This window comes from Martinezella lusitana (assembly GCF_900094565.1).
Classification (GTDB): Bacteria; Pseudomonadota; Alphaproteobacteria; order Rhizobiales; family Rhizobiaceae; genus Rhizobium; species Rhizobium lusitanum.
On the sequence record NZ_FMAF01000011.1, the window covers coordinates 98,661 to 123,523 of the forward strand.

At 58.9% G+C, this 24,863-nt stretch carries 22 protein-coding genes; 16 read left to right on the plus strand and 6 right to left on the minus strand.

What is annotated here, in order from left to right; genetic code table 11:
• Nucleotides 1-4: 4 nt before the first annotated feature.
• Nucleotides 5-1,357, minus strand: a complete 1,353-nt coding sequence (locus tag GA0061101_RS21595) for a four-carbon acid sugar kinase family protein (protein WP_028753510.1) — start codon at nt 1,355-1,357, stop codon at nt 5-7.
• Between the two features lie 151 nt (nt 1,358-1,508).
• On the opposite strand from GA0061101_RS21595, the gene GA0061101_RS21600 reads away from it, so the two are divergent.
• A complete protein-coding gene (locus tag GA0061101_RS21600; protein WP_004129782.1) occupies nt 1,509-2,303 on the plus strand; it encodes an SDR family NAD(P)-dependent oxidoreductase in 795 nt (264 codons plus the stop codon).
• Between the two features lie 100 nt (nt 2,304-2,403).
• Nucleotides 2,404-3,105: a FadR/GntR family transcriptional regulator gene (locus tag GA0061101_RS21605; protein ID WP_004129783.1), complete on the plus strand. Its 702-nt coding sequence runs from the start codon at nt 2,404-2,406 to the stop codon at nt 3,103-3,105.
• A 216-nt stretch (nt 3,106-3,321) separates the two neighbouring features.
• Here GA0061101_RS21605 and derI read toward each other — a convergent pair whose 3' ends face one another.
• From derI to tkt, 5 genes are read right to left on the minus strand one after another with little or no spacing between them, the layout of a single operon-like run.
• The gene (gene derI, locus GA0061101_RS21610) at nt 3,322-3,777 is read right to left on the minus strand and encodes a D-erythrulose-4-phosphate isomerase (protein WP_013984669.1); all 456 of its coding nucleotides are present in this window, start codon (nt 3,775-3,777) and stop codon (nt 3,322-3,324) included.
• Nucleotides 3,778-3,789: 12 nt separating this feature from the next.
• Nucleotides 3,790-4,560, minus strand: coding sequence for a triose-phosphate isomerase (locus tag GA0061101_RS21615; protein ID WP_028753511.1), 771 nt, complete (start codon nt 4,558-4,560; stop codon nt 3,790-3,792).
• Nucleotides 4,561-4,602: 42 nt separating this feature from the next.
• On the minus strand, nt 4,603-5,652 hold the full coding sequence (fba, locus tag GA0061101_RS21620) for a class II fructose-bisphosphate aldolase (RefSeq protein WP_004129785.1): 1,050 nt from the start codon (nt 5,650-5,652) through the stop codon (nt 4,603-4,605).
• Between the two features lie 6 nt (nt 5,653-5,658).
• Nucleotides 5,659-6,681, minus strand: a complete 1,023-nt coding sequence (locus GA0061101_RS21625; RefSeq protein WP_028753512.1) for a class 1 fructose-bisphosphatase — start codon at nt 6,679-6,681, stop codon at nt 5,659-5,661.
• Nucleotides 6,678-8,687: a transketolase gene (gene tkt / locus GA0061101_RS21630; protein WP_051264138.1), complete on the minus strand. Its 2,010-nt coding sequence runs from the start codon at nt 8,685-8,687 to the stop codon at nt 6,678-6,680. The genes GA0061101_RS21625 and tkt overlap by 4 nt, the downstream gene beginning before the upstream one ends.
• Before the next feature lie 444 nt (nt 8,688-9,131).
• Here tkt and GA0061101_RS21635 point away from each other — a divergent pair, with 444 nt between their 5' ends.
• From GA0061101_RS21635 to GA0061101_RS21700, 14 genes are all read left to right on the plus strand, one after another.
• The gene (locus tag GA0061101_RS21635; protein WP_028753514.1) at nt 9,132-10,262 is read left to right on the plus strand and encodes a substrate-binding domain-containing protein; all 1,131 of its coding nucleotides are present in this window, start codon (nt 9,132-9,134) and stop codon (nt 10,260-10,262) included.
• Between the two features lie 54 nt (nt 10,263-10,316).
• Entirely contained in the window at nt 10,317-11,900 is a 1,584-nt protein-coding gene (locus tag GA0061101_RS21640; protein ID WP_013984663.1) for a sugar ABC transporter ATP-binding protein, read from the plus strand.
• Entirely contained in the window at nt 11,890-12,867 is a 978-nt protein-coding gene (locus GA0061101_RS21645; protein ID WP_004129795.1) for an ABC transporter permease, read from the plus strand. Before GA0061101_RS21640 ends, GA0061101_RS21645 begins: the two co-directional genes overlap by 11 nt.
• 29 nt (nt 12,868-12,896) lie before the next feature.
• Nucleotides 12,897-13,757 carry an NAD-dependent epimerase/dehydratase family protein gene (locus GA0061101_RS21650; RefSeq protein WP_004129798.1) on the plus strand — a complete coding sequence of 287 codons (861 nt, stop codon included), beginning with the start codon at nt 12,897-12,899 and terminating at the stop codon, nt 13,755-13,757.
• 115 nt (nt 13,758-13,872) lie between these two features.
• On the plus strand, nt 13,873-14,496 hold the full coding sequence (locus GA0061101_RS21655) for a GntR family transcriptional regulator (RefSeq protein WP_245297534.1): 624 nt from the start codon (nt 13,873-13,875) through the stop codon (nt 14,494-14,496).
• A 12-nt stretch (nt 14,497-14,508) separates the two neighbouring features.
• On the plus strand, nt 14,509-15,624 hold the full coding sequence (locus GA0061101_RS21660) for an isocitrate/isopropylmalate dehydrogenase family protein (protein WP_028753515.1): 1,116 nt from the start codon (nt 14,509-14,511) through the stop codon (nt 15,622-15,624).
• On the plus strand, nt 15,621-15,950 hold the full coding sequence (locus GA0061101_RS21665; protein ID WP_028753516.1) for a putative quinol monooxygenase: 330 nt from the start codon (nt 15,621-15,623) through the stop codon (nt 15,948-15,950). The genes GA0061101_RS21660 and GA0061101_RS21665 overlap by 4 nt, the downstream gene beginning before the upstream one ends.
• Complete coding sequence (locus GA0061101_RS21670; RefSeq protein ID WP_004129810.1) at nt 15,947-16,657, plus strand: haloacid dehalogenase type II; 711 nt, start codon at nt 15,947-15,949, stop codon at nt 16,655-16,657. The genes GA0061101_RS21665 and GA0061101_RS21670 overlap by 4 nt, the downstream gene beginning before the upstream one ends.
• Before the next feature lie 14 nt (nt 16,658-16,671).
• A complete protein-coding gene (locus GA0061101_RS21675; RefSeq protein WP_028753517.1) occupies nt 16,672-18,150 on the plus strand; it encodes an aldehyde dehydrogenase in 1,479 nt (492 codons plus the stop codon).
• A 3-nt stretch (nt 18,151-18,153) separates the two neighbouring features.
• Nucleotides 18,154-19,428, plus strand: a complete 1,275-nt coding sequence (gene otnK, locus GA0061101_RS21680) for a 3-oxo-tetronate kinase (RefSeq protein WP_028753518.1) — start codon at nt 18,154-18,156, stop codon at nt 19,426-19,428.
• On the plus strand, nt 19,425-20,072 hold the full coding sequence (otnC, locus tag GA0061101_RS21685) for a 3-oxo-tetronate 4-phosphate decarboxylase (protein ID WP_004129830.1): 648 nt from the start codon (nt 19,425-19,427) through the stop codon (nt 20,070-20,072). Before otnK ends, otnC begins: the two co-directional genes overlap by 4 nt.
• Nucleotides 20,073-20,170: 98 nt before the next feature.
• Nucleotides 20,171-21,004: an NAD-dependent epimerase/dehydratase family protein gene (locus GA0061101_RS21690; RefSeq protein WP_081670363.1), complete on the plus strand. Its 834-nt coding sequence runs from the start codon at nt 20,171-20,173 to the stop codon at nt 21,002-21,004.
• Between the two features lie 164 nt (nt 21,005-21,168).
• The gene (locus GA0061101_RS21695; protein ID WP_028753519.1) at nt 21,169-22,446 is read left to right on the plus strand and encodes a DUF3422 domain-containing protein; all 1,278 of its coding nucleotides are present in this window, start codon (nt 21,169-21,171) and stop codon (nt 22,444-22,446) included.
• Nucleotides 22,447-22,887: 441 nt separating this feature from the next.
• The gene (locus tag GA0061101_RS21700; protein WP_245276592.1) at nt 22,888-24,729 is read left to right on the plus strand and encodes a methyl-accepting chemotaxis protein; all 1,842 of its coding nucleotides are present in this window, start codon (nt 22,888-22,890) and stop codon (nt 24,727-24,729) included.
• Nucleotides 24,730-24,863: the final 134 nt, after the last annotated feature.

The window sequence follows — 24,863 nt, forward strand, 5'->3', positions numbered from 1 at the left end:
CTCCTTACGCCGCCAGATAACCCGAGGTGCCCGCCTTTGCCCGCAGGAAGAAGTCATCGGCACCAATCTGCCCGCCCTTCAGCATGACTTCGAGGCCATCGACTTCGGCGTCGCCCGGCGCATCCAGGCGGCAGACATGGCAATTTTGAACTTCGTCAAAAACGGCGATCTCGAGCGCTTCGGCGCCGATTGTCCGCACCGCATAGCTCGAACTGTCACCGCCCGAAAACACGATCCGCGGCAAGGAAACCGCGCGGCGCACGGCACGCGCAACGTCACAGTAGATGGCGCCCAAGCGTTCCGCGGGAACATCGCTGCCGGCCAGGCGGCCGGTTTCCCCGCGAGCCGTGTAGATGATTGTAGATCGACCGCGCACAAGGCTCTCGATCGCCTTCAAAGCAGCCTCCCGCGCAACTGCGTCAGCATCATCATCGGACCGGACTGTCGAGACATCCAAGTGGACAAGGTTCCACCCGGAAGCTTCGGCCACCGCAATCTGGCGCCCGGTTTGCAGGGCGCAACTACCTGATAAGACGAGTAGATTTTCGACGCCGGCAATCTCCGTCTTGACGGGCTCCGCCGACGATAGCAGGCCCAAGCGGGCCCAAAGAGCGCCGAGTTGTTGCGCCAAGCCTTGAGCTGCAAGCGCGAACATCGGACGTGTCGGATACCGCGCCCAGAGCAGATCGGCGACAGCCGCAAGATCCGCATTTTCGAGCCCATCGAAAATGACCCCTGCCCCCTCTTGGAAGGCCTTGAAGACACGCTCCTCCATTGCCGAGCGGTTCCGGATTGCGGGAAGCGTGACGTTGACGAATTCCTTATCTGTCTGCCCAGCCAGATGCATGCGCAGATCCGCCTCGTGCATCGGCGTCCTGGGGTGGCGCGACATGCTCGGGTGCCGGTCGAGCCGCTCAATCCTGTCGGCAAAGCGCGCGAAATGATTTCCGAAACAGGTGTAGCGCCCGAAGTCCGGGGTCGCGGCGAGGACTGGAACGTCCCTCTTGCCGAAGTGAGCCGCAGCGCGCGCCAGAACAGCACCATAGCTTCCAACGGTGGGCGACGAGTCGAACGTCGAACAGATCTTGTATTGGATAAGCGGACTGTTGAGGGTGCGCATGATCGAAAACGCGCTGTCAAGCTCCTCGTCGAGCTCGACGCCGGACAACGCCCTTGCGGTACCGGCGAAGCCAAGCACATCATAAGACAGAGCATCTGTTGACGCCGTCTGTGCTGAAGGGCGTGCGAGATAGAGTTTTCCCTTCACACCACTGCGATGGAACTGCGCCAGGTTTTCGGAAGAACCCGTGAAGTCGTCGCCGTAAAACACGGCCTTGAGCTTGCCAGCTGATGTCATCGGATCCTCCCAATATCCCGGCCGAGGATATCTTCCTCCATACATCAGCCGGGCTTCACTCTTGACAATACTCATAGAAGCAGCTCATAACTCTGTCAAGGTCATACCTTATACCTTATACCTCATATCGAGAAAATTGGAGGACGACGAGATGAGACTTTCTGGACGCACTGCCGTGGTGACGGGCGCTGGCCGGGGCATCGGACTGGCAATCGCTGAAGCCTATGTTCGCGAAGGCGCGAATGTCGTTATCGTCGACCGCGATCTGGAAGTGGCGAACGAAGCCGCCGAGCGGCTTGGGGAGCGGGCTTTGGCCGTCCGCGCCGATATTTCGGTCAACGAAGACGTTGAGACGATCGTTAAGGAAACGATTGGCCGGTTCGGCACGGTCGACATACTCGTGAACAACGCGGGCGTGGGCGCAACCACTCTGTTTCTCGAAAGCTCAAGGGAGGAATTCGAACGCGTCGTCCGGATCAATCTGACCGGAACATTCCTCGTGGCGCAAGCCTTTGCTCGGATCATGGCCGCCAAAGGCTATGGGCGGATCATCAATATCGCTTCGCTGTCCGGTCAGAAGGGCGGTGTCGGACGTTCGGCCTATGGAGCCTCAAAGGCCGGCGTCGAACTCCTCACGAAGGTTATGGCGGTGGAACTCGCGGAATCGGGAATCAACGTGAATAACATCGCACCGGGCCCGATATTGACCGAGGTCTCGAAAGTCATGCACACGGTCGAAACGCGTGACGCCTATCATCGGCTAGTTCCGCAACGCCGTTATGGCGAACCATCGGAAATCGCTGATGCCGCGGTGTTCCTGGCGAGCGACGATGCTGCCTATATTACGGGGCACACCCTGAACGTCGACGGCGGCTTCCTGGCCGCTGGCCTCATGTTCCCATTCGATCCAAAAGCCTCGAAGCGGCTGGGACAAATCAGCGAATAACCTGGAGAAGTGGCCAGTTCGACGTTCGGCATTTGTCGCAAGCGGTAAAACGCGGTATGACCTCGTACCTTTTCGATTTCTGATTGGAGCGTGACCAGGAATGCTGTCTGTTGACCCAAAGAAAATCCCAAGCCGGCTGGACATAGCGCTCGACTACATTACGGGCGAAATTGCCAAAGGCAACCTCGGGCCTGGTGACAAACTTCCCAATGAAAAAGAGCTGGCCCAGCTTCTCGGGATCAGTCGCACTCCAATCAGAGAGGCGATCAAAACGCTCGCGGTCTCGGGTCTTGTCGAGACGCGTCATGGCTTTGGAAATTACATCCGTAAGGACGAAGGCCTTCCGGCGATGCCGCTCGCGATGTTTCAGCTCTATCTTCAGAGCTCGACGCCTGAGATGCTGATGGAACTGCGATACATTTTCGACCGCAACTGTTCAGAACTCGCGTCGCTGCGGCGTACGGACGAAGACCTCGCCACGATGAGAGAGTGCATCGACCGACTAAAAAGGCTGTCGGAGGATGCGAACTCCGCGATCGAAGATCTCCTCAAGGCCGATCTCGATTTCCACCGAGCAATATACAAAGCTGCCGGAAACCCGTTGATCGTCGTGATCGCCGACTTCGTGCTGACGATGGTCGCGCCTTGGGTGCAAAAATCGCTAGAGGTCAGTGGCAAATGGCGCGCAGTCGATCTCCACGAACACATGTTTCAGATGATCCGGGACAGAAAGACCGGTGACCTCAGCCGCGAAAGCGTCGAGGAAAACATGGAACACTTCCGCACATCCCTGCTGAAATGACAGCCAGGGCATCACGTCAAGGCGTGGCGCATCTTGCATTTCCCGCAGGTCGCACTGCGATCATCACCGGCGGCATCTGAAGGCGGACGCGAAGCCCGGATACCGTATGCCGCCCGGCCTATTCGCCGGGTTCTGAAAATTGCCAGAAAACGATAATGCGCCAGGCTGATTGCGCCTGGCGCGTCGACCGCGAGCAATGCTTGCCCAGCCTTCCAACTAGCGGGTGTGGTATTTCGTATCGACCTCGTCGATGGCGGCAACATTGCTGGCCGAGCGACCGTTCTCGTCGAACCTCTGGGCGAGGAAGGAGTCGACGATCGTCTTCGCAAGTTCCGATCCAATGACGCGGGCGCCCATGGTAATGATCTGGGCGTTGTTCGACAACGCCGCCCGCTCGGCGGAATAAGTATCGTGTGTGAGGGCTGCCCTAATACCCGGCACCTTGTTTGCCGAAATGCAGACGCCGATCCCGGTGCCGCACACCAGGATGGCCTTGTCATAGGTGCCGTCGAGCACGCCGTTGGCGACCCTGTCGGAGAGGTTCGCATAGAAATCGTCGAGACCGGCGTCCGTCCGGGAGACCTCGAACACCTCGAAACGGTCCTTGAGATAATCGGCGAGGACCTTGGCGAGGCCTTCGCCCGCGCTGTCGCCTGCTACTGCAATTTTCATCTTCATCACTCCTCAGATTTTGGCCGCGCACTTTTCGAGGATGTCGAGGTAGCCCTCGATCTTCCAGGCCGAGCGGCCGATGAACAGCCCATCGACATGGGGGCAGGATATGAGCTCTTCGCAGTTGTCCGCGTTGACCGAACCGCCGTAGAGGCAGGGAATGCGCCGGCCGAGCACGGCTTCCGCGAACGCGATGATCTCGGCCTGGCGGGCGTCGGCGTAGTCCGCTGTCGCGGGGATCCCATCGACGCCAATGGCCCAAACAGGCTCGTAGGCAAGCAGTATCGGTTTGTGCTTCTGGTCTGTAGAAAGGCATCCCAACGCGCCGCGAACCTGGCGCTCGAGGACGTCGCGGGCTCGCCCGGCCTCGCGTTCGGAAAGTGTCTCCCCTATGCAGATGAGCGGGATCAAGCCGTGGCGAACCGCCGCCCCGACTTTCAGTCCTACCGTCACGTCCGTCTCACCGAAATGTTCACGCCTCTCGGAGTGACCAAGCTCGACGATGTCGAGGTTGCAGTCCTTGAGCATCAAGGGTGAAATCTCGCCCGTCCAGGCGCCCTCCTCGTCCCAATGCATGTTCTGCGCGCCGACCTTCACCGACGTGCCCGCCAACGTGGTCTTCACTTCCCGGACAACAGTGAAAGGAGGGATGACAAAGCGCTGGATGCGCGGATGGGACGTGATGTCTGCGGCCCTGAGACCGTGCGCAAACTGCGCGGCATCGGCAAGCGTCTTGTTCATCTTCCAGCTGGTGCCAATCCAGAGGGTTTTCTTCTCGGTCATCGCCGCTTCACCACGTTTGCGTTCAAATGGATGTTGGCCGACCTAGAGCGAGCCGGCTCGATACCGCTTCGCCATTTCCGCGAGCGGCACAACATGAATGGAGCTTGCGCGTCCTGCCGTTCCGAAAGCTTCGAATCTCTCGCGGCACAGCTTTGAAAGCGCCGTCATTGCAGGCTTCAAATATTTGCGAGGGTCGAATTCTGTCGGATCTTCGGACAGCACTCGGCGCACCTGCCCGGTCATTGCCATGCGGCAATCAGTGTCGATGTTGACCTTTCGCACACCATGCCGAATGCCGCGCAGGATTTCCTCGAGCGGCACGCCCCAGGTGGGCTTCATCCGCCCGCCGAAGCGATTGAAAATTTCTTGCAACTCCTCCGGCACGCTTGACGAACCGTGCATGACGAGATGGGTATTCGGAAGTTTCCGGTGGATCGCCTCGATAACATCCATTGCCAGCACGTCACCGTCCGGCCGGCGTGAGAACTTGTAGGCGCCATGGCTGGTGCCCATTGCGACGGCAAGCGCATCCACCTTGGTCTCCGCGACAAATTTCGCCGCCTCCTCCGGATCGGTCAAAAGCTGATGCGGATCGAGCTTGCCTTCGACGCCGTGACCGTCTTCCGCCTCGCCCGTACCGGTCTCAAGCGAGCCCAGAACGCCAAGCTCCCCTTCCACCGAAACCCCTGCCCAATGGGCCGTGTCGCTGACGCTTCTCGTGACCTTGACGTTGTAGTCCCAATCCGCCGCGGTTTTCCCGTCAGCAAGGATCGATCCGTCCATCATGACGGACGTAAAACCATGCTGGATCGCGGTGACGCAGGTGCTCGGTTCGTTTCCGTGGTCAAGATGGACGCAAACGGGGATATGCGGATAGATTTCCGTCACAGCCTCCATCATGTGCTTGAGCATGATGTCGTTGACATAGGCTCGGGCCCCACGGCTCGCCTGGAGAATCACAGGCGAATCCGTTCCGTCGGCCGCTTCCATGATGGCAAGCGCCTGTTCCATGTTGTTAATGTTGAACGCCGGTACGCCGTAGCCGTGTTCGGCGGCATCATCCAGCAGCTGGCGGAGAGTAATCCTGGCCATGACGTGTTACTCGCTGGTTGGATTGGAATTGAGATAGCTTGCGATCACGTCGACCTCCGTCGCCGAACCGAAAACCAGCGGCGTGCGGCAATGGTGAGAGGTCGGGATCTTGTCCAGGATGGCGGTCGTGCCGTCGGTGGCCCGCCCCCCGGCCTGCTCCATCAGGAACGCGATCGGATTCGCTTCATACACCAGGCGAAGGCGCCCATTTTCAAAGCCGGGTCGCTTGTCGCCGGCGTAGAAGAACACACCGCCCCTGATCAGGATCCGGTGGAGCTCTCCGACTGCCGATCCGAGCCAACGCATGTTGAAATCGCGGCCGCGCGTTCCCTCCTTGCCGGTCAGACAATCCTGAAGATACAGGCTCATGGCAGGGTGAAGGTGACGGTGGTTGGAAGCGTTATATGCAAGCTCGGACGTGTCGCGAGGTATCTGAACCTGCCTTTTGACGATCAGGAACTCGCCGGTTTGGGGATGCATCGTCGCCAGCAGCACACCCTCACCGACCGAAAAGCCCAAATCGACCGTGTTGCCGAATGAGACATAACCGGCCGCGGCCTGGCGCTTTCCAGGGGTTAAAAAGGGATCTTCAGCTTCGCAGAAAGGCATGATCGAGAAGATCGTGCCGACGGGCGTGCCCAGCCCGACATTGCCTGAACCGTCGATCGGATCGATTGCGACCGCAAAATGCTGGCCATTGAGCATAACTGGCGCGTCGGCCTCCTCGGACAGGACCCTGGCAGCGCCTGCGCGTGCGAGTATTTCGACGAACAACTCGTGCGACGCGATGTCGATTGCCTTTTGCGCATCACCGTCGGTATTTGATCCGACAAGGTGGGCCAGATCGCCCTCCAGGGAACCGGCTGCGATGCGTGCGGATAAAAGACAGGCGGCATCCAACACACCGTTGATTAGAGCCGCCACCCCCTGACGGGACAAATCCTCAGCAGCCCAGGTCGAGAGGTACTCATCGACAGAACCATACTGGACGCCCGCTTCGTCATTTCCGGGTGTCGCCGGCGCGCTCATTGCTTGCCCCTTATCCTTGCTAGGGCGCGCGTGACGATTGCGTCACGCGTGATCCCAAATTGCTCGTACAGCGTCTCGGCCGGCGCAGACGCTCCGAAGCCGGACATCCCAATCACGTCGTCTTCGCTGTCGACATACCTAGTCCAGCCGAACTTCGAGAGCGCTTCCACGGCAATGCGCGGCGCGTTGCCGAGGACCGAGCTGCGGTAATCCTTGGGCTGCTGTTCGAAGAGATCCCAGCTCGGCATCGAGACGACAGCGGCGGGAACGTTTCTCGCCTCAAGCTCGTCGGCAGCCTGGATCGCAAGCGCGACTTCCGTTCCAGTGGCGATGATTGTGACGGCACGTTCGCTGCTCGCTTCCCGCAGCACATAGGCTCCCCGTGCGCAGCGATTGATGCCGTCACGCTGGGCGCGCAGTTGCGGGACATTCTGCCGCGAGAGCGCCAAAACCGACGGCGTGTTCTTGCTGGTTATTGCAAGATCCCAGCATTCCAGCGTCTCGATGGTGTCGGCCGGCCGGAATACATGCAAGTTCGGCATTGCCCTGAGGCTGGCAAGATGCTCGACCGGCTGGTGCGTCGGACCGTCTTCGCCAAGACCGATCGAGTCATGCGTCATCACGAAGATAGAGCGGACGCCCATCAGAGCCGCCACACGAATGGCATTGCGGCAATAATCCGAGAAGACGAGGAACGTGCCACCATAGGGTATGACGCCGCCGTGAGCCGCCATACCGTTCATCGCGGCGGCCATGGCAAACTCTCTAACGCCATAGCTGACATACCGCCCGCTTGCAGCGGCGGTGAAATCGCTGTCGACGGCCGGAACCCGGGTCAAGTTTGAGTGGGTGAGGTCAGCGGACCCGCCGATCATTTCCGGAAGCAGCTCCGTCAGCGCTTCCAGTGCGATCTGGCTTGCCTTACGCGTTGCCACTGATTGCGGCTTGTCGAGCAGCTTTGCCTTGGCGGCGTTGACCGCTTCCTCATATCGCGCTGGCAATGAGCCGGCGGTGCGGCGTTCAAACTCACTTCTGACATCTGCGCCCGCTGCTTCGAGCCGCGCTTGCCAGTCCTTGCGCGCCTTGGCGCCCTTCGCGCCGACTTCGCGCCAAGTTTTGAGGATTGGAGCAGGAATCTCGAAAGTGTCCGCCGTCCAGCCATAGACTGCCTTCGTCGCGGCGGCTTCGCTGGCGCCGAGCGGTGCACCATGTACGGAGCTTGTTCCTGCCCTTGACGGAGAGCCGTATCCAATGATGGTTTTCAGGGCTATGAGGGATGGTCTGGATCCTTCCGCCTTCGCCTGCGAGATCGCCGCGTCGATCGCATCCGGATCATGACCGTCAACGCGCTGCGTGTGCCATCCGTAGGCGTCGAACCTCGCGAGCACATCTTCCGAAAACGCGATTGCGGTCGAGCCGTCGATGGTGATGGAGTTGTCGTCGTAAAGGACGATCAACTTGCCGAGCTGCAGGTGGCCGGCCAGCGAAGCAGCTTCCTGACCAACACCTTCCATGAGACACCCATCTCCACAGAAAACGTAGGTCCGGTGATCGACAAGCGCTGCGCCAAATTCGGTTGATAGGCGCCGCTCCGCGATAGCCATTCCGACAGCCGACGCGATCCCCTGTCCGAGCGGCCCGGTGGTCGTCTCGACGCCAGCGGTGTGCCCGTATTCGGGATGACCTGGCGTTTTGGAGCCCCATTGGCGGAAGTTGCGAACCTGCTCAATCGTCATGTCTTCGTACCCGGTGAGGTGCAGAAGGCTGTAGAGCAGCATCGAGCCATGGCCGTTCGACAGGACGAAACGATCGCGGTCCGGCCAGCCAGGTTCGCTTGAATCGAACTTGAGGTGCCGGCCGAACAGCACCGCCGCCGCATCAGCCATGCCCATGGGCATTCCGGGGTGCCCGGACTTTGCGGCCTCAACCGCGTCGATCGACAGGACACGGATAGCGTTCGCGAGATCGCGGATCGAAACTGCTGCTGTCAATTCTTCCTCCCTCATAAACCGCGACTAATGTGGCGCACTTTTCTGGATATCACAATATCGAAACACAAAATAACGTATTATATACGACAAACATAACAATATCACATTCCGCTGCAAAAAGTCTGCCCATCGACATCATACCTCATACCTTATACCTCTCTATTTGCGCAATAGCTTTTATTTGACTACCGCGTCGATCGGGAGCCGTAAGGATCGTTCCGGGTCGATTTCATGGGGGCGGTCTGCCTCGATCCGTTTGGTGGCAAACGGACAAGACGACCACCGTGATGAATACCGCGTTGGGCACTCACGGTGGTTGAAACCATCCCAAATGCGGGATGCTCAATTCGGCTCGCCGATGTTTCCCGACATTTCTTCAGTTGACAGCTTTTACAAATGCATTAACGTATACGTTATTGAATTCGAGGAACTCAATAGGCCTTAAAGGGAGGAACCGAAATGCCTATGACGATGCGCAAGTCCCTACAGATGATCGCCCTTGCCACTGCCCTCGGCGGCAGCGCTGCCTATGCGCCGAGCGCCTTCGCGATCGATGTCGATAAACAGATCAAGGATATTGAAAGTCACCCGGCAAGCGGGCCCAACGGCGAAAAAGCGACCCTCGCGAGCGACCTGAAGCTATCCGCCGAAGAGATCGAAAAGATCAAGGCGAAGCATGCCAAAGCGGCCATTGTGATGCACTACACGGCGTCTGACTGGGCCAAGGCCCAGATGGCCGGGCAAAAGAAGGCCCTGGAAGAGCTCGGCGTCGAAATCGTTGCGACGACTGATGCTGGATATCGCGCGGAGCAGCAAGTTTCAGACATCGAAAGCGTCATGGCGCTCAAACCTGACGTCATGATCACCGTTCCCGCCGAGCAGTCAGCCACGGCCGCAGCATACAAGAAAGCTGCTGCCGCTGGCATTAAGATCATCTTCCTTGACCAGACCGGCGCCGGGATGAAGGCTGGCAAAGACTATGTGAGCCTCGTCTCTTCCGACAACCGCGGGATGGGAAAGGTCGCCGCACTGCTCATGGCCAAGGCGCTCGACGGCAAGGGCGAAATCGGTCTCATCCCGCATGCGTCCGACCTTTTTGCCACCAAAGAACGCGTGGTCGGCTTCAAGGAAGCGATCAAGGATTATCCGGATATCAAGATCGTCCAGGAGACCGGTGTCGGAGGCCCTGATTTCTCAAGCGAATCCGAGCGCGTCGCCTCCGCAATGCTGACGGCCCACCCCAACCTCAATGGCATCTGGGCCGTGTGGGACGTTCCAACAGAAGGCGTCCTGTCAGCGGCGCGCGCAGCGGGCGCGTCCAAGAGCCTCGTCATCACCACTTGCGACCTTGGCGTCAACATCTCGATCGACATGGCTAAGAAGGGTTACGTCAAGGCAACCGGATCCCAGCGTCCGTACGGCGCCGGTTATGCCGAGGGCATCCTTGCCGGATACGCCCTACTCGGAAAGGACGCACCTCCCTACGTCGTGCTCCCGGCCCTTGCGGTGACCCGCGATAACCTGATCGAGGCGTGGCCGCAGTCGAACGGCGACCAGGCACCGAAGATTCTCACCGACGCAATGAACTAACGGTGCGCGGGAGCGGCTCCGGCCGCTCCCCGTCCCCAGCGGCGGACAACGACCATGAACACTCAAGCAGTCACCGAAACCCTCGCCGCCGTCAGGATGCGCGACGTGAGGAAATCGTTTGGCGGCGTGCACGCATTGCGCGGTGTCAGCCTGACGATCCAACCCGGGACAATCCATGCGCTGGTCGGCGAAAATGGCGCCGGCAAGTCTACGCTGTTGAAGATCCTGCAGGGCGTGGTCACACCCACGGAGGGATCCATCGAGGTTTTTGGCGAACACATGTCGTCAAGCTCTCCGGAGAATTCCCGCAGGCTCGGCATTGAGATGATCTTCCAGGACCTCAGCCTGATCCCCACCCTCACGGTCGCCCAGAACATTTTCCTCAACCGGGAGCCCCGCCGCCTGTCGATCTTGGTCGACGAGCGCAGGGAAATCGCACAGGCAGCCGAGATCATCGGCCAACTCAACCTCAGGGTTGATCCGAGGACGCCTGTTTTTGAACTCAGCCCCGGCCAGGCCCAGCTGACCGAGATCGCCAAGGCCATCCACCAGGACGCCAGGATCCTTATCCTTGACGAACCAACCTCGTCGCTGAGCGCACAGGAAGCCGACACTCTGTTCGGCATGTTGAAGAAGCTCACTGCGGCGGGAACAGCCGTGATCTACGTTTCCCATCGCATGACCGAGATCATGACGATCGCCGACGAGATTACAATTCTGCGTGACGGTCAGAACGTGACCTCCGGGAAGACATCCGAATTCACGCTCGACTCGATCGTGCAGCACATGGTCGGCAAGCGTGTCACCGGTTTCCAATACCAGGCGCGCGCCATTGATCGCAGCGGCAAACCCGCGCTGAGCGTACGTGGCCTTTCGGGCCCTTCGGGAAAACCCAGCGATGTCAGCTTCGACGTTCACAGGGGCGAGATTGTGGGAATAGCAGGCCTCATGGGCGCTGGCCGGAGCGAGCTTGCCCGCCTTCTTTTCGGCGTCGATAAGAAAACTGCGGGAACCGTAGAACTCGGCGACACTGCCGTTGAGTTCAAGTCACCTTCGGATGCGATCAAGGCTGGCATTGTGCTTGTTCCGGAGAGCCGCCACGAGGAAGGTCTGGTTGTCGAGCACAGCGTCGGCGACAATCTTGGACTGCCGCAGATCGGTCAGCTCGTCCGCGGTCCCTTCATCGACCGTCGACGCGAGGGAACACTGACCTCCGATCTCATCAAGCAACTGAGGATCAAGACGCCGTCCGCTGACAACAAGGTCAGGAACCTTTCCGGCGGCAACCAGCAGAAGATCGTTATTGCCAAATGGCTAGCGATTGATCCTTCGGTTGTCATTCTCGACGAACCAACAGCAGGCGTAGACATCGGTTCAAAGGCCGAGATCGTTGAACTCATTCGGAGCGTCGCCTCCTCCGGAAAGTCCGTCATCGTCATCTCGTCGGAACCAGCCGAGCTTCTGGCAACAAGCGACCGCATCCTGGTCATGAACAACGGACGTCTCGCGCGCGAAATCGAGCGCGACGAAATCGAAAGCTGGGCCACGATTGCCGGCGACGAAACTCAATCTCCGCTGATCCGCACCGAACTCGGTCTGCAGGTCGCGATTCAGAAGGCAACCCAAAATGTCCACTGAAGCCAAGACATTGAACACAGAGACGGATGCAACCCACATGCGGCCGTGGCACAGCAACTGGCGCGACTACGTCGTCTACATCGGCTTCGTCGTCATCTTCATCGTCTTCGCGATCCTGCTGCAGGATCGCGGATTCCTATCTTCAAACAACCTGCTCAACATCCTGCGGCAGACTGCGATCGTCGCCATCGTTTCCATGGCAATGTCGTTCGTACTCTCGGCGGGCGAGATCGACCTCTCGGTCGGAGCCATAGCCGGACTGTCGTCGGTGGTCGCTGGCCTGGTGCTGAGCAAGTACGGTCTATTCCCCGGCATTCTCGCGGGCTTGACCCTCGGGCTGCTGGTAGGCGCCGTAAACGGCGGCCTGACTGCCTATCTCAACATCCCGTCGTTCTTGGTGACACTCGGCATGATGGGGATCGCGCGAGGGGTCGGAATGTGGGTAAGCGGCACTTCGCCTGTTCCAATTATCAACGATACGTTCATTTTCGTCTTTGGTTCCGGTAACATCGGCCCTGTTCCTGTCCTCGTTGTCTGGGTCGCCGTTCTGGGCACGATCGCCCATATCGCGCTCCGAAAGACACCGTTCGGCCGCAAGGTCATGTCGGCAGGCGGAAACTCGGTCGCAGCTCGCTACAGCGGCGTCGATGTCCGGAAAATCAAGTTCCAGGTGCTGCTACTGACGGGGATGGCCGCTGCGATCGCTGGCATGCTCTATGCTGGACGCCTGCAGTCTGGACGCTTCCAGCTTGGCGAAGGCGATGAGCTGTCTGTCATTGCAGCCGTGGTTCTCGGCGGTACCAGCCTATTCGGCGGACGCGGCACCGTGATCGGTTCCATCGTCGGTGCCCTGCTCATCGGTGTCATCAACAACGGTCTTATTCTTGGCGGCCTCGACTACAGCCAGCAGCTCATCGCGCGCGGAATGCTCATCATCCTGGCTGTGGCGGTCGGCCGAAGCCGCTAACCTGGAAGGTTCTACGGAGGTATTACGATATGAGAGTTTTAGTCACAGGCGGCAGCGGCAAACTGGGTAGAGCCACGATCAAGCATCTGGTTGAGAGCGGCCACGACGTCATCAACGCGGATACGATCGCTCCGCCAGAAAACCTCTGCCCCTTCGTCAGGGTCGATTTCGAGGATATGCGCGCCACGATCGAGGCGATCAGTGGCTTTGATTGGGACCACAATCGCAACACTGAAGCCGTCGTCCATCTGGCCGCTGTGCCGATGCCGGGGCGCGTTGCTCCTGCGGATGTTTTCCGGGTCAACACCATTTCGACGTTCAATGTTTTCGAGTCATGCCGCTTGCTCGGCATCAAGAACATCGTGTGGGCGTCGAGCGAGACCCTGCTCGGCATTCCTTACGAGATCAAGCCTGACTATCTGCCGGCGGACGAGAATTATCAGTCGCGCCCGGAAACCTCCTATTCCCTCTCGAAGCATCTCGGCGAGGAGATGGCAAAGCAGTATTGCCGCTGGGACAGCGAGCTCAAGATCGTTTGCCTACGCTTCTCCAACGTTATGGACGAGAGCGAGTATGCGGACTTCCCGGCCTTCGAGCAGAACCCGGGCAGCAGACGCTTCAACCTTTGGACCTATATCGACGCCCGCGACGGGGCACAGGCGATCCGTCGCTCGCTCGAGTGGAGCGGCAAAGGTGCCGAGGTGTTCATCATCGCAAACGACGATGGGGTCATGACCACCTCCAACGAGGAACTCGTCAGGAGGTGGTATCCGGGGGTCCCGTTCAAGAAGCAGATCGGGAACAACGAAACCTTGCTGTCGATCGACAAAGCAAAGAGCGTTCTCGGATACCAGCCTGAACATAGCTGGCGAAAATATGTAGGCTCCTGAGAAATCAGCCAGCTTGAAGGGAAAGAAAATGCCGACCAGGAAACAGACAGCACCGGTCTCAGAGATCAAAGAGGACGCCTTCGCGAAAACAATGACCGCGACAGCGCACCTTCGGTTGCGCCAGCTCATCCTGGATAACAAGTGGGCGCCCGGTTACCAGGCGACCGAACAGGAAGTCGCGTCCCAGTTGGGGATGAGCCGGACGCCCGTAAGGGAGGCGCTCATGCGCCTCCAGCAGGACGGACTTGTCTCGGTGATCCCGAGGCACGGAATGCGGGTTCTGCCGATTTCTATTTCTGACATGAAGGAAATTTACGAAATCCTGACGTCGCTCGAGAGTACGGCTGCAGAGCTTGCCGCCAGCCGCCAGCTTTCCGAGGATCAACTCCGGGGTCTCGAAAAGGCGACGGCCGACATGGACCATGCGCTTTCACAAGATAATTTGGAGCGCTGGGCGCAGGCGGACGCAAGATTTCATGAGCAACTGCTCGACCTTGGCGGCAACCAGATGCTCAAGTCGGTCGTCCTCAATTTCATCGACCGCGCACATCGCGTCAGGATGGTGACGCTGAAGATGCGTCCCAAGCCGGTTAACTCAACCCGCGAACATGCAGAACTCGTGCAAGCAATCCGCGAAGGCGACCGCGAAAAAGCAAGAAACATTCACAAGGCGCACCGCGAGCGGGCAGGCAAGGAACTGCTCGACCTTCTCGAGCGCCTCGGCCTCAACCACCTCTAGGACAGGTTTCAAATGTCATCGTTGTACAACACTCTCAAGATCGCAGTCCTTCCCGGCGACGGGATCGGCAGGGAAGTCATGCCTGCCTGCCTGGAATTGATCGACGCCGCCGTCAGCCAGGCGGGCGCGCCACCGCTCGTGTTCGAGACGCATCAGGCCGGTGCCCAGCACTACGCGGAGACCGGCGAGGCCCTGCCCGCCGCCGCGCTCGAGGCCTGCCGGACATCCGACGCAATCCTCTTCGGCGCGATGGGCTGGCCCGACATCCGCTTCCCGGACGGGACGGAAATCATTCCGCAGCTCGACCTGCGCATGGAGTTCGGCCTGTTTGCAGGTGTCCGTCCGATCCGGTGGTTTCCCGGCCTTCCGAAAGTGCTGTCCGATCCTCGCGCCGAAGGAATCGACTTCGTGTTGGTCCGCGAGCAGACAGAAGGACTGTTTTATGCGCGTGGCCGTGGCGAAGTGCTAAACGACCAAGAGGCCTACGACACGATGCAGATCACGCGGGCCGGCACCGAGCGCGTTACCGAATTCGCTTTCCAGCTGGCCGCCCAGCGCAAACGTCGCGGCAAGGCCGGCACGGTGACCTGCGTCGACAAGGCGAATGTCTTCAGTTCGATGGCTTTCTTCCGGAAGGTTTTCGATGAGATCGCCGCCAAGCACCCCGAGTTGCAGAAGGACTATGCCTATGTCGACGCGCTGGCGCTCAACATGGTGAAGAAGCCTTGGACGCTTGACGTGCTGGTGACCGAGAACATGTTTGGCGACATCCTTTCCGACCTTGCGGCCGGTCTGATCGGCGGCATGGGTATGGCCCCTTCGGCGGACATCGGCGATACGCACGGCCTCTTCCAGCCGGCACACGGGACCGCTCCCGATATCGCGGGCAAGGGCGTCGCCAATCCGGGCGCAATGTTCCTGTCGGGAGCGATGATGCTCGACTGGCTGGCGGTGAAGCACGGGGATCAGCGGCTTGCTGACGCCGCCGGGCTGATCGAGGCCGCGGTCGAGCACACCTTGTCGACCAAGATCGCGGTTCCAATGGAGTATGGCGGAAGCGCCAATTGCGCGGAGATGACGCGCAGCGTGATCGGCGCTCTGGGTGCCGTCCGCAAGGAGGTCGCATGAGTTCGGCATCCACAGGCTTTGTCGTGGTCGTAGAGTTCGTCGTTCGAAACCAGTTCGCCGATAATTTCGATGCGGCGATAATCGAGAATGCGGCGACGTCGCTGCGCGACGAACCGAACTGCGAAGTGTTCGATGTCTGCCGCGATCCTGAGCGGCCCGAGCGAATCTACCTCTATGAAGTCTATGGCTCAAGAGCCGATTTCGACTTCCACCTGAAGACGCCGCACTTCACGAGCTTTGATGCGATGGTTCGAGATTGGGTGGCCGAAAAGCGAGTGGAAACGTTCGAGCGCATTTCGTCCCACAAGAAGGAGGGCGCGAGATGACCAGCAGCGTCAAGGCGATTGTCTTCGACACGTTCGGCACTGTCGTCGACTGGCGGGGTTCGATCATCCGCGATCTCACCGCCTGGGGCGCGGCGGAGGGCCTGCAGATCGACTGGACCGGTCTCGTCGACCGCTGGCGAGACCATTACAATCCCCAGAAAGCGCGGGTGCGCAGCGGCGAGTTGCCGTGGACGAACCTGGACGAACTTCACTTCGATGCCTTGAAGGCAGTGTTCGCAGAGATGGGGCTGGCCGAACTAGACCACGACCGGATGATGCACGTCAACAAGGTCTGGCATCGCCTGGACGGCTGGCCCGACACATCGCGCGGGCTACACCGGCTGAAGTCGAAGTTTATCATCGGCCCTCTGTCCAACGCCAATGTCGCGATTCTCGTCAATATGGCAAAGCATGCCGACTTGCCGTGGGACAACGTGTTCTCCTGCGAGCTTTTCCAGCACTACAAGCCCGATCCTGAGACCTACCTCGGGGTCTGCAAACTCCTTTATCTGGAGCCCGGGGCCGTCATGATGTGCGCTGCCCACAACTACGATCTTGCCGCCGCGCGCAGCCTTGGCCTTAAAACCGCATTCATCGCACGACCCACCGAATACGGCGAGGGCCAGACGACCGACCTCACAGCCGAGCAGCGCTGGGATTACGTCGCCGACGATCTCGAAGACCTCGCCCGACAACTCGGATGCTAGAAGAGAGAAAGACAATGCAGACATACAAGATGTTCATCGACGGCAAGTGGGAAGACGCTGCCAACGGAGATACGTTCGAGACGAAGAACCCTTTCAACGGGCAGACCTGGGCCGCTATTCCGAAGGGCGGCAGGGAAGATGCGGAACGAGCAGTCGAGGCTGCGCACCGCGCCTTCACGAGCGGTCCGTGGCCGAAGCTCACCGCGAGCGCCCGCGGACACCTTCTTCGGCGTCTTGGCGACCTGATCGCCGAGAATGCGGAGCATCTCGCGACGATCGAGGTTACGGACAACGGCAAGCTCATCAACGAGATGCTGTTTCAGCTCAAATACATCCCGCAGTGGTACTACTACTTCGGCGGGCTGGCGGACAAGATCGAAGGAGCGGTCATCCCGATCGATAAGGCGGACACCTTCAACTTCACTCGTAATGAGCCGCTCGGCGTCTGCGTCGGGATTACGCCGTGGAACTCCCCTCTCCTGCTGCTCGCCTACAAGCTGGCACCGGCACTCGCCGCAGGGAACACATTCGTGGCAAAGCCCTCGGAGTTCACGTCTGCTTCGACCCTTGAGTTCGCAAAGCTCGTCGAGCAGGCTGGCTTTCCCGCGGGCGTCTTCAACGTCGTCACAGGGTTCGGCGCAGATGTCGGCGAGACGCTGACGACCCACAAGTACGTCGCCAAGATCGCTTTCACGGGAAGTGAAGGCACCGGGCGCAAGATCGGCGAGCTTGCAGCGCGCAACTTCAAGAAGGTTACGCTTGAACTCGGCGGCAAGAGCCCGCACATCGTCTTCGACGATGCGGAGATCGACAATGCCGTCAACGGGGTGATCTCCGGCATCTTCGCTGCCACCGGACAGACATGTATTGCGGGCTCACGATTGCTCGTGCAGCGAAAGATCCACGACCAGTTTCTCGAGAAGATCGTCAACCTCGCAAAAACGGCGAGAATGGGCGATCCGCTCTTGACGTCGACGCAGGTTGGCCCCGTGACGACGCCGCCGCAACTCGAGAAGATCCTCGGCTATATCAACATCGCAAAAGGCGAAGGCGCCGAATGCGTTCTCGGTGGGGGGCGGCCGGACAATGCCGAGCTCTCCAGGGGCTGGTTCGTCGAACCTACGATTTTCTCCGGGGTCCGAAACGACATGCGCATCGCGCAGGAGGAGGTCTTCGGCCCGGTTCTGGCGGTCATCCCCTTCGACAGCGATGAGGAAGCCGTGCATATTGCCAATGACACCAATTACGGGCTGGCCGCGGGCTTCTGGACCCAGGACATGCGTCGTATCCTGAAGGTTTCGGCCGCTATCCAGGCTGGCACCATCTGGGTCAACACTTACCGCGTCATCAGCTATATGTCGCCGCTGGGAGGCTACAAGCACTCCGGCATCGGTCGCGAGAATGGCATCGCCTCGATCCAGAACTACATGCAGACGAAGAGCGTGATGATCTCGACCGCTGAAGACGTCGCCAACCCCTTCATCATGAGGTGATTCATGGTGGCCGCCGGAAAGTTGCTGGTCGGCTGCGTCGCCGACGATTTCACGGGAGCGACCGACGTCGCGAACATCTTCGCGCGCGCCGGCCTCAAAACGACGGTGCTGATCGGCGTTCCTGAAGACGACAGGGACATTGACGCCGACGTAATCGTTGTCGCCCTCAAGACTCGAACGACACCTCCGCAAATGGCGGTCGAGCAGTCCTTGGCCGCGCTGCGATGGCTGCGTGGCTGTGGCGCGCAGAAGTACTACTTCAAGTACTGCTCGACGTTCGATTCCACGGCGAAGGGCAACATCGGCCCGGTCGCCGACGCGATGCTTGCGGAGCTTGGCCAATCCATAACGATCGCCTGCCCCGCCTTCCCTGCCAACGGCCGGACGGTTTACAAGGGCAACCTGTTCGTCGGCGACGTGCCGCTGGACGAGTCCGGCATGCGCAATCATCCGTTGACGCCGATAACAGACGCGAACCTGCTGCGGGTGCTCGGGCCGCAGTCGCGGGCCGAAATCACCGGATGCTATTACGAGACGGTGAAGCAAGGGGCGTCCGCCATCGCCGAATGGGCCGCCCCCATTCACGGCGACGGCACGCGTATTGTCGTCATCGACGCCCTGGCTGACGAGGACCTTGTCGAGATTGCCCAGGCATTCAAGGATCTCGTGCTGTTCACCGGTGCGTCGGGCCTGGCATATGGGCTGGCTCGTGTTCTTCTTGCCGGCGGGAACAGCCGCGACGCTGCCGTTACGACTGACTTGGAAGAAGGCTACAGAGCCGTCGTCTCCGGTAGCTGCTCGGTCGCAACCAACGGACAGGTAGAGGCGATGCTCGCAGACCACGAGGGTTTCCGCGTCGACCTCTCAAAGCTGGCGGACGGCGGCGATGTCGTCGGCGAGGCCGTCGAGTGGGCCTCGTCCCGTCTGGGCCGCAAGCCTGTTCTCATCTATGCGACGGCTCTGCCCGACGAGGTGAAGGAAAACCAACGCAAGTTGGGCGCCGCGCAGTCCGGCGAGATGGTCGAGGCCGCCCTCTCCTCAATCGCGCGAAGGCTCGTCGAGAAGGGTGTGAGCGATCTCATCGTCGCCGGCGGCGAGACGTCGGGAGCGGTGGTGAAGTCGCTCGGCGTCGACCAGCTCTCGATTGGCAACGAAATCGCCCCCGGAGTGCCGTGGGTACACGCAAAGAGCCAGGGGCGATCTCTGTCGCTCGCGTTGAAGTCCGGCAACTTCGGCGAACGGGACTTCTTCATGAACGCTTGGGACCGGCTACGATGATAGGCTCCATATCTGAAGAGACGAAGGTCCGCGACGAGATAGTCGAGGTCGGTCGCTCGCTCTTCGACCGCGGGCTGACCGCAGGATCGACCGGCAACATCAGCGTCCGTCTGTCGGACGGTCGAATTTTGATGACGCCCACCAACGCTTCGCTGGGCGTGCTCGATCCAGCACGGCTGTCCTGCTTTTCGGCGGAAGGCGTGCATGTCGGAGGTGACAAGCCCACCAAGGAGGCGTTCCTCCACAAGTGCATGTATTGCGGTAAGGACAATCGCCGAGCCGTCGTCCACCTGCATTCAACCTATTCGGTTGCCGTCAGCTTGTTGAAGCAGGTCAACGAGCGCGACGTTCTGCCGCCCCTGACCGCCTACTATGTCATGCGTATCGGTTTCCTGCCGCTCGTGCCGTATTTTCCTCCCGGAGACGAAGCGCTGGCGGCGGCGGTGGGAGCCGCCGCCGCGAACCATCATGCGGTGTTGATGGCAAACCATGGACCTGTCGTCGCGGGCAAGTCCCTAAAGGACGCCCAGTACGCGACAGAGGAGTTGGAGGAAACGGCGAAGCTCTTCTTGCTCTTGCAGAACCACGAGGTCCGGCCGCTCACCGCCGAGGAAAGGGCCACCTTGATCAATCTCTCGAGGTGACAAGAGCGCGTTACGAACCAGGAGGAACCCAGCGGGTCTGGGTGCCGTAACCTGCACTCTCGTTCGTGCCATTGTGCGGCCCGTAAAGGGGAAATGCCATGAAACTTCTGGTCACTGGAAGCAGCGGACGAATCGGGCGCGCGGCGATTGAACGCCTTCTCGAAGAGGGGCACGAGGTCATCGGAATCGACGAGGTGCCGTCATCCGACATGAGGTGCCCGTTCGCCCGCGTCGATATGCGGGACTATGGCCAGGTCCTTGATGCGGTCGCCGATATCGAATCCGGGATTGATGGCATCGTCCATCTTGCTGCGATAGTAGGCGCGAAAGTCGCTGCGAGCACGCACATATTTCACACCAATACCGCCATCAGCTACAATGTTTTCCAATCTGCAAGGATCGCGGGCATAAAGAACATTGTTTCTGCGAGCAGTGAGACCTTGCTGGGCGTCCCGTTTGACGATCCACCTGCCTATTTTCCGGTCGATGACAAGCTGACCTCGAAGCCTGAGAGTAGCTACGCGCTTTCCAAACTTGTAGACGAATCCGTCGCAGCCGAATTCTGCCGCTCGGATCCCGCGCTCAAAATGATCGGCCCGCGGTTTTCTTGGGTAAAAGAGCCCCACCAATATGATGCAATGAAAGCTTGCGAAGATAATCCCGGCGTTCAGAAATGGAACCTGTGGTCCTATGTTGACAGACGGGACTGTGCCCAGGCCATTTCGCTTGCGCTCAACGCAAGCCTCAATGGTTTCCATCACTTCGTGATAGCAGCAGATGATACCGTGTTGGCGCGGCCCACACGTGCCCTTAGGGCTGCTTATTATCCCAATGTACCGCTACAAGGACAACGTGCTGAACATGGCAGTCTTGTCTCAAGCCTAGTGGCCCCGAGACGTTCTATGATATCGCCCGAAGTACAGCTGGCGTGACATACCAGCGGGGGTCTCCTAGCTTCTTAGGCTGCTGTGACCTTTCAAAAGAAGGTCGAACGCGGATCAGCAGATTTATCATATCCGGGCGGGCTTCCAAGTTGCTTGCATTCGCTTCATAAGGTTCGCCGGTGTTTGCACTTCTGAAAATGGGGAACACAGACGTGATTTCGAAGGGTGCGGAAGAAGCAGCGTCGGCAACGACGTCTCCTTGTGTACACATCTCTCGTCCAACTGCTTTCAAACAGCAGACGGCAGACTTCAACTCCGAGCTTCACGCTCGACCGTCGATCTATTTCACCGGTCCGGCAATTGTTGAGCACGTTGCTTTCATGCCCATAGACGGTGTGATCAAGGAGTTCCACGACAGTCTCGAAGCTGATGGCACGATTTCGGTTAGAGTCGAAAGGCACACTGAATTCGTGACGGTTACGCGCGTCCGGAAACTTGACAGCGAGCCAGGGGGCTGGCCGGAATCTGACCTCCTTGAAAGTGATTTTGCCGAGCTCGCAGGATTGAACTCACCGCTGCTCGTTTGTCACGTCAGCATCCTTGTCCTCGGGAACCCTCCTGACAAGCTGGGACCGGTGCTGGAAACCTTCGGCTTCGGTGATACCGCCGCCTCATTGATCGGTGGGGGCGCGGCGCAGGTTTGCTCCGATTTTCGTGTTCGAGGGGACAATTCAAGTAGAATTATCCTGTTCAACAAGGACCTGAACGCACACCGACTGGGGCGCATGGTACGCCGCATCTTCGAGATCGAAACCTACAGATCCATGGCGCTTCTCGGATTGCCGGAAGCGCGTCGTCTCGCCCCGCTTCTCGGCGGATATGACACGGAGTTGGTTCAACTGACCAATCGCAATCTTCGTACGCCCGCACATCAGCACAAGCAATTGCTCGAGGAGATTACCGCTCTCTCATCCCATGTCATTTCGGCCACCGCCGAGACCAGAAACAGATTCGGCGCAACCGCAGCCTACGCCAAGATCGTTGAGGAGAGGATCGCGCTTTTACGGGAAACGCACGTCGTCGGCTTTCAACGCTTCGGTACCTTCGTGGAGCGGCGGTTCAAGCCAGCGGTGCGTACCTGTGAAGCGACCGCCTTGAGGCTTGAGCAACTATCGAGGGCCGCGATGCACTTGCTCGACTTGTTGCAAACCCGAATTCAGGTCGAGATCGAATTCCAGAACGCGACACAGATCCAGGCCATGGCTGATCGCGCCGCGACGCAGGTCAAGATCCAGCGCGCGGTCGAAGGCTTTTCGATCATTGCAATAAGCTACTATTTGTTGAGCTTGCTGAAGTTCGTGTATGAAACGGCAGACCACGCTGGGTTCCATTTCGATCCAATGATCATGCTCCTCGCTGTTCCGGTCGTTGTGGGATCTGTTGTGATCACTATTCTGCGCGTCAAGCATGCGCTGAAAGCAGAGAGCTAGCGGCGCGCAACCTCGCCTCAACAAGCTCGATCAATCAAGCAGCTCTTGAGTATCTCCACGAGGCGGTTCAGCGGAGGCGGTCATCTCTTCTTCAGGTAATGGCTCGCTCGGGGACTGCGTTTTGAATCTAAGATTTGGCAGGCATTCTCGCCACCACGACGTCGGCGACAATCAATAATGCCAGAGACGACGCACTTTTAGCTTTGCCGAAAATTCCGATGGGAGCTTTGATCCGGTTGATCGGCCTACGCAATAGCCGTCGTCGGCCAGAGCCTTGATCCGCTCGCCAGCCGGCTGAGGGTTCTTTCGATCGTATCCTGCATTGGCCTTTGCGCCCTTCAATTTCGGTTAAGGTATTACGTATAAGGTTATACCTCATACGGAGTTCAAAAGGTTTGCTCGGGCGGAGGGGAAATAATGTGGAGGATTCGGAAATTTGGCGTGGCGATACGTTTGTCTATCGCATTCGGGTTGCTGTTGTGCGCAATGGGAGTTCTGTCTCTTTCGTCAATCAGCCAGGTCGACGAGATCAACGGGAAGCTCAGCCTCATAAATGGCAGTAATAGCCAAAAATTTCGGAATGGCATCGATATGCTGGGCTCGGTCCGCGATCGAGCGGTAGCATTGCGCGACATCGTTTTGACTGACTCGAATACGGATCAAGCCACGACAATCGTGATGATGAGAAAGCTACAGGCATCCTACGCTTCCAACTTCGCGGAGTTGCAAAAGGCCGTTAATTCCGACGTCGCCAGCACCCCCGCAGAGCGTCGCCTCGCTGAGGGTCTGACGGCTTTTCAGAATGACGCCGAGCCTTTGATTGCCGACGTCACCAAGTTGACGCTCGACGGAAAAAGAGACGAGGCAAAGCCGCTGCTCTTAAATGAACTGAGACCCAAGTTGACGGCATGGATTGGTGCTCTGAACAAGTTGATCGATTACGAGCAAGCTCTAAACCAAGGCGTTGGTGGCAAAGTTAAAGCAGCTTCTGATGAATTTAAATTTCTGACGCTAGCTGCGCTCGGCATAGCTGCCTTGTTCGGAGTAACCGCGGCATCGCTCACTATCCGCTCCATCATCGTGCCTCTGGCGAAACTACAGCAGTCAGTCCTGCAAATGATCGCCGGCGACATGGAAATTGACCAAATACTCGAGCGACGGAAGGATGAAATCGGTCAGCTCGCGCGGCAGATATCCGGCCTTAAGAATCATCTTTCAGAAAAAGCGGAGCGCGATGCGGTCGCCGAGCATCATCGACAGGATGCCGAGCGGCGGCGTTTGGAGAACGAAGGAGAGGAGCGCCAGCGGGCTGCCGAACAGACCAGTTCCGCCGTCGAACAAGTTGCCGATGCACTGAGGCAGTTATCGAAAGGCAACCTTCACATTCAGCTTGATCGGCCTTTCACGGGAGCTCTTGAGCCGCTCAGATTGGACTTCAATTCAGCGATTAGCCAGCTTCGCGATGCAATGTCCGAAGTAAACGACAATGCGCAGGCGATTGCTGCGGGGGCTGAAGAAATCCGTACTTCCTCGAACGAACTCGCGGTGAGAACGGAGCAGCAAGCTATAGTCGTCGAGCAAACGGCTTCTGTCCTCGCAGACATGACAAGGCAGGTGGTGGACGCAAGCCATAAAGCTCACGCAGCAGGGATCCTCGTCGGCGAGACCAAGGAACATGCCGAGAGGTCAGGCACCATAATGCGCGAGACTATTGAGGCCATGACAAACATTCGGTCTTCTTCGGTCGAAATAGGCAATATTATCGGTGTCATCGATGAAATCGCATCTCAGACAAACCTTTTGGCTTTGAACGCAGGCATTGAGGCGGCTCGGGCCGGGGAGACTGGCCGAGGGTTCGCGGTAGTAGCGCAGGAGGTCAGAGACCTGGCGCAAAGGTCTGCGGCGGCGGCGAAAGAAATCAAGTCTCTGATCAAAATATCCAACCTGCATATCAATGATGGGGTCCAGCGTGTGCAACAGGCCGGCAACGCTTTGGGCCAAATCGTTGTTCAGGTGCAGAGCGTCAATCAGAACGTCGACGCCATTGCTCAGGTTTCTCGCGTCCAAGCCGACGGGCTCAAGGAAATCAATTTCTCAGTCGGTAAGATCGAATCAGCGACACAGCAGAACACAGCTATGGTGGAAGAGTCGACTGCTGCCGTGAACAATCTCGCGAAGGAGACCGCATCGCTTTTCGAGATGCTATCCAGGTTCCAAATTGCCGATGGGCCGGCAAAGACGAACCGCGCAGAGGAGCCAACGCTTTATCTAGTCGTGGCATAGCAGAGCCGATGCAAAGCAGGACTTTCATTTTATGCCCGGTGTGATCTCCCTCCCCCAGAGGGACTAGCATCTGCCGAGGACCGAAACCCGACGACGCAGCAATCTACGGAGGGGAGATTGGCGGCGCTGGAAAC

Excerpts from the sequence above, each read along its gene's own strand:
- GA0061101_RS21595 (WP_028753510.1), bottom strand. The coding sequence starts at position 1,357 with ATGACATCAGCTGGCAAGCTCAAGGCCGTGTTTTACGGCGACGACTTC.
- GA0061101_RS21600 (WP_004129782.1), top strand. The coding sequence starts at position 1,509 with ATGAGACTTTCTGGACGCACTGCCGTGGTGACGGGCGCTGGCCGGGGC.
- GA0061101_RS21605 (WP_004129783.1), top strand. The coding sequence starts at position 2,404 with ATGCTGTCTGTTGACCCAAAGAAAATCCCAAGCCGGCTGGACATAGCG.
- derI (WP_013984669.1), bottom strand. The coding sequence starts at position 3,777 with ATGAAAATTGCAGTAGCAGGCGACAGCGCGGGCGAAGGCCTCGCCAAG.
- GA0061101_RS21615 (WP_028753511.1), bottom strand. The coding sequence starts at position 4,560 with ATGACCGAGAAGAAAACCCTCTGGATTGGCACCAGCTGGAAGATGAAC.
- fba (WP_004129785.1), bottom strand. The coding sequence starts at position 5,652 with ATGGCCAGGATTACTCTCCGCCAGCTGCTGGATGATGCCGCCGAACAC.
- GA0061101_RS21625 (WP_028753512.1), bottom strand. The coding sequence starts at position 6,681 with ATGAGCGCGCCGGCGACACCCGGAAATGACGAAGCGGGCGTCCAGTAT.
- tkt (WP_051264138.1), bottom strand. The coding sequence starts at position 8,687 with ATGAGGGAGGAAGAATTGACAGCAGCAGTTTCGATCCGCGATCTCGCG.
- GA0061101_RS21635 (WP_028753514.1), top strand. The coding sequence starts at position 9,132 with ATGCCTATGACGATGCGCAAGTCCCTACAGATGATCGCCCTTGCCACT.
- GA0061101_RS21640 (WP_013984663.1), top strand. The coding sequence starts at position 10,317 with ATGAACACTCAAGCAGTCACCGAAACCCTCGCCGCCGTCAGGATGCGC.
- GA0061101_RS21645 (WP_004129795.1), top strand. The coding sequence starts at position 11,890 with ATGTCCACTGAAGCCAAGACATTGAACACAGAGACGGATGCAACCCAC.
- GA0061101_RS21650 (WP_004129798.1), top strand. The coding sequence starts at position 12,897 with ATGAGAGTTTTAGTCACAGGCGGCAGCGGCAAACTGGGTAGAGCCACG.
- GA0061101_RS21660 (WP_028753515.1), top strand. The coding sequence starts at position 14,509 with ATGTCATCGTTGTACAACACTCTCAAGATCGCAGTCCTTCCCGGCGAC.
- GA0061101_RS21665 (WP_028753516.1), top strand. The coding sequence starts at position 15,621 with ATGAGTTCGGCATCCACAGGCTTTGTCGTGGTCGTAGAGTTCGTCGTT.
- GA0061101_RS21670 (WP_004129810.1), top strand. The coding sequence starts at position 15,947 with ATGACCAGCAGCGTCAAGGCGATTGTCTTCGACACGTTCGGCACTGTC.
- GA0061101_RS21675 (WP_028753517.1), top strand. The coding sequence starts at position 16,672 with ATGCAGACATACAAGATGTTCATCGACGGCAAGTGGGAAGACGCTGCC.
- otnK (WP_028753518.1), top strand. The coding sequence starts at position 18,154 with ATGGTGGCCGCCGGAAAGTTGCTGGTCGGCTGCGTCGCCGACGATTTC.
- otnC (WP_004129830.1), top strand. The coding sequence starts at position 19,425 with ATGATAGGCTCCATATCTGAAGAGACGAAGGTCCGCGACGAGATAGTC.
- GA0061101_RS21690 (WP_081670363.1), top strand. The coding sequence starts at position 20,171 with ATGAAACTTCTGGTCACTGGAAGCAGCGGACGAATCGGGCGCGCGGCG.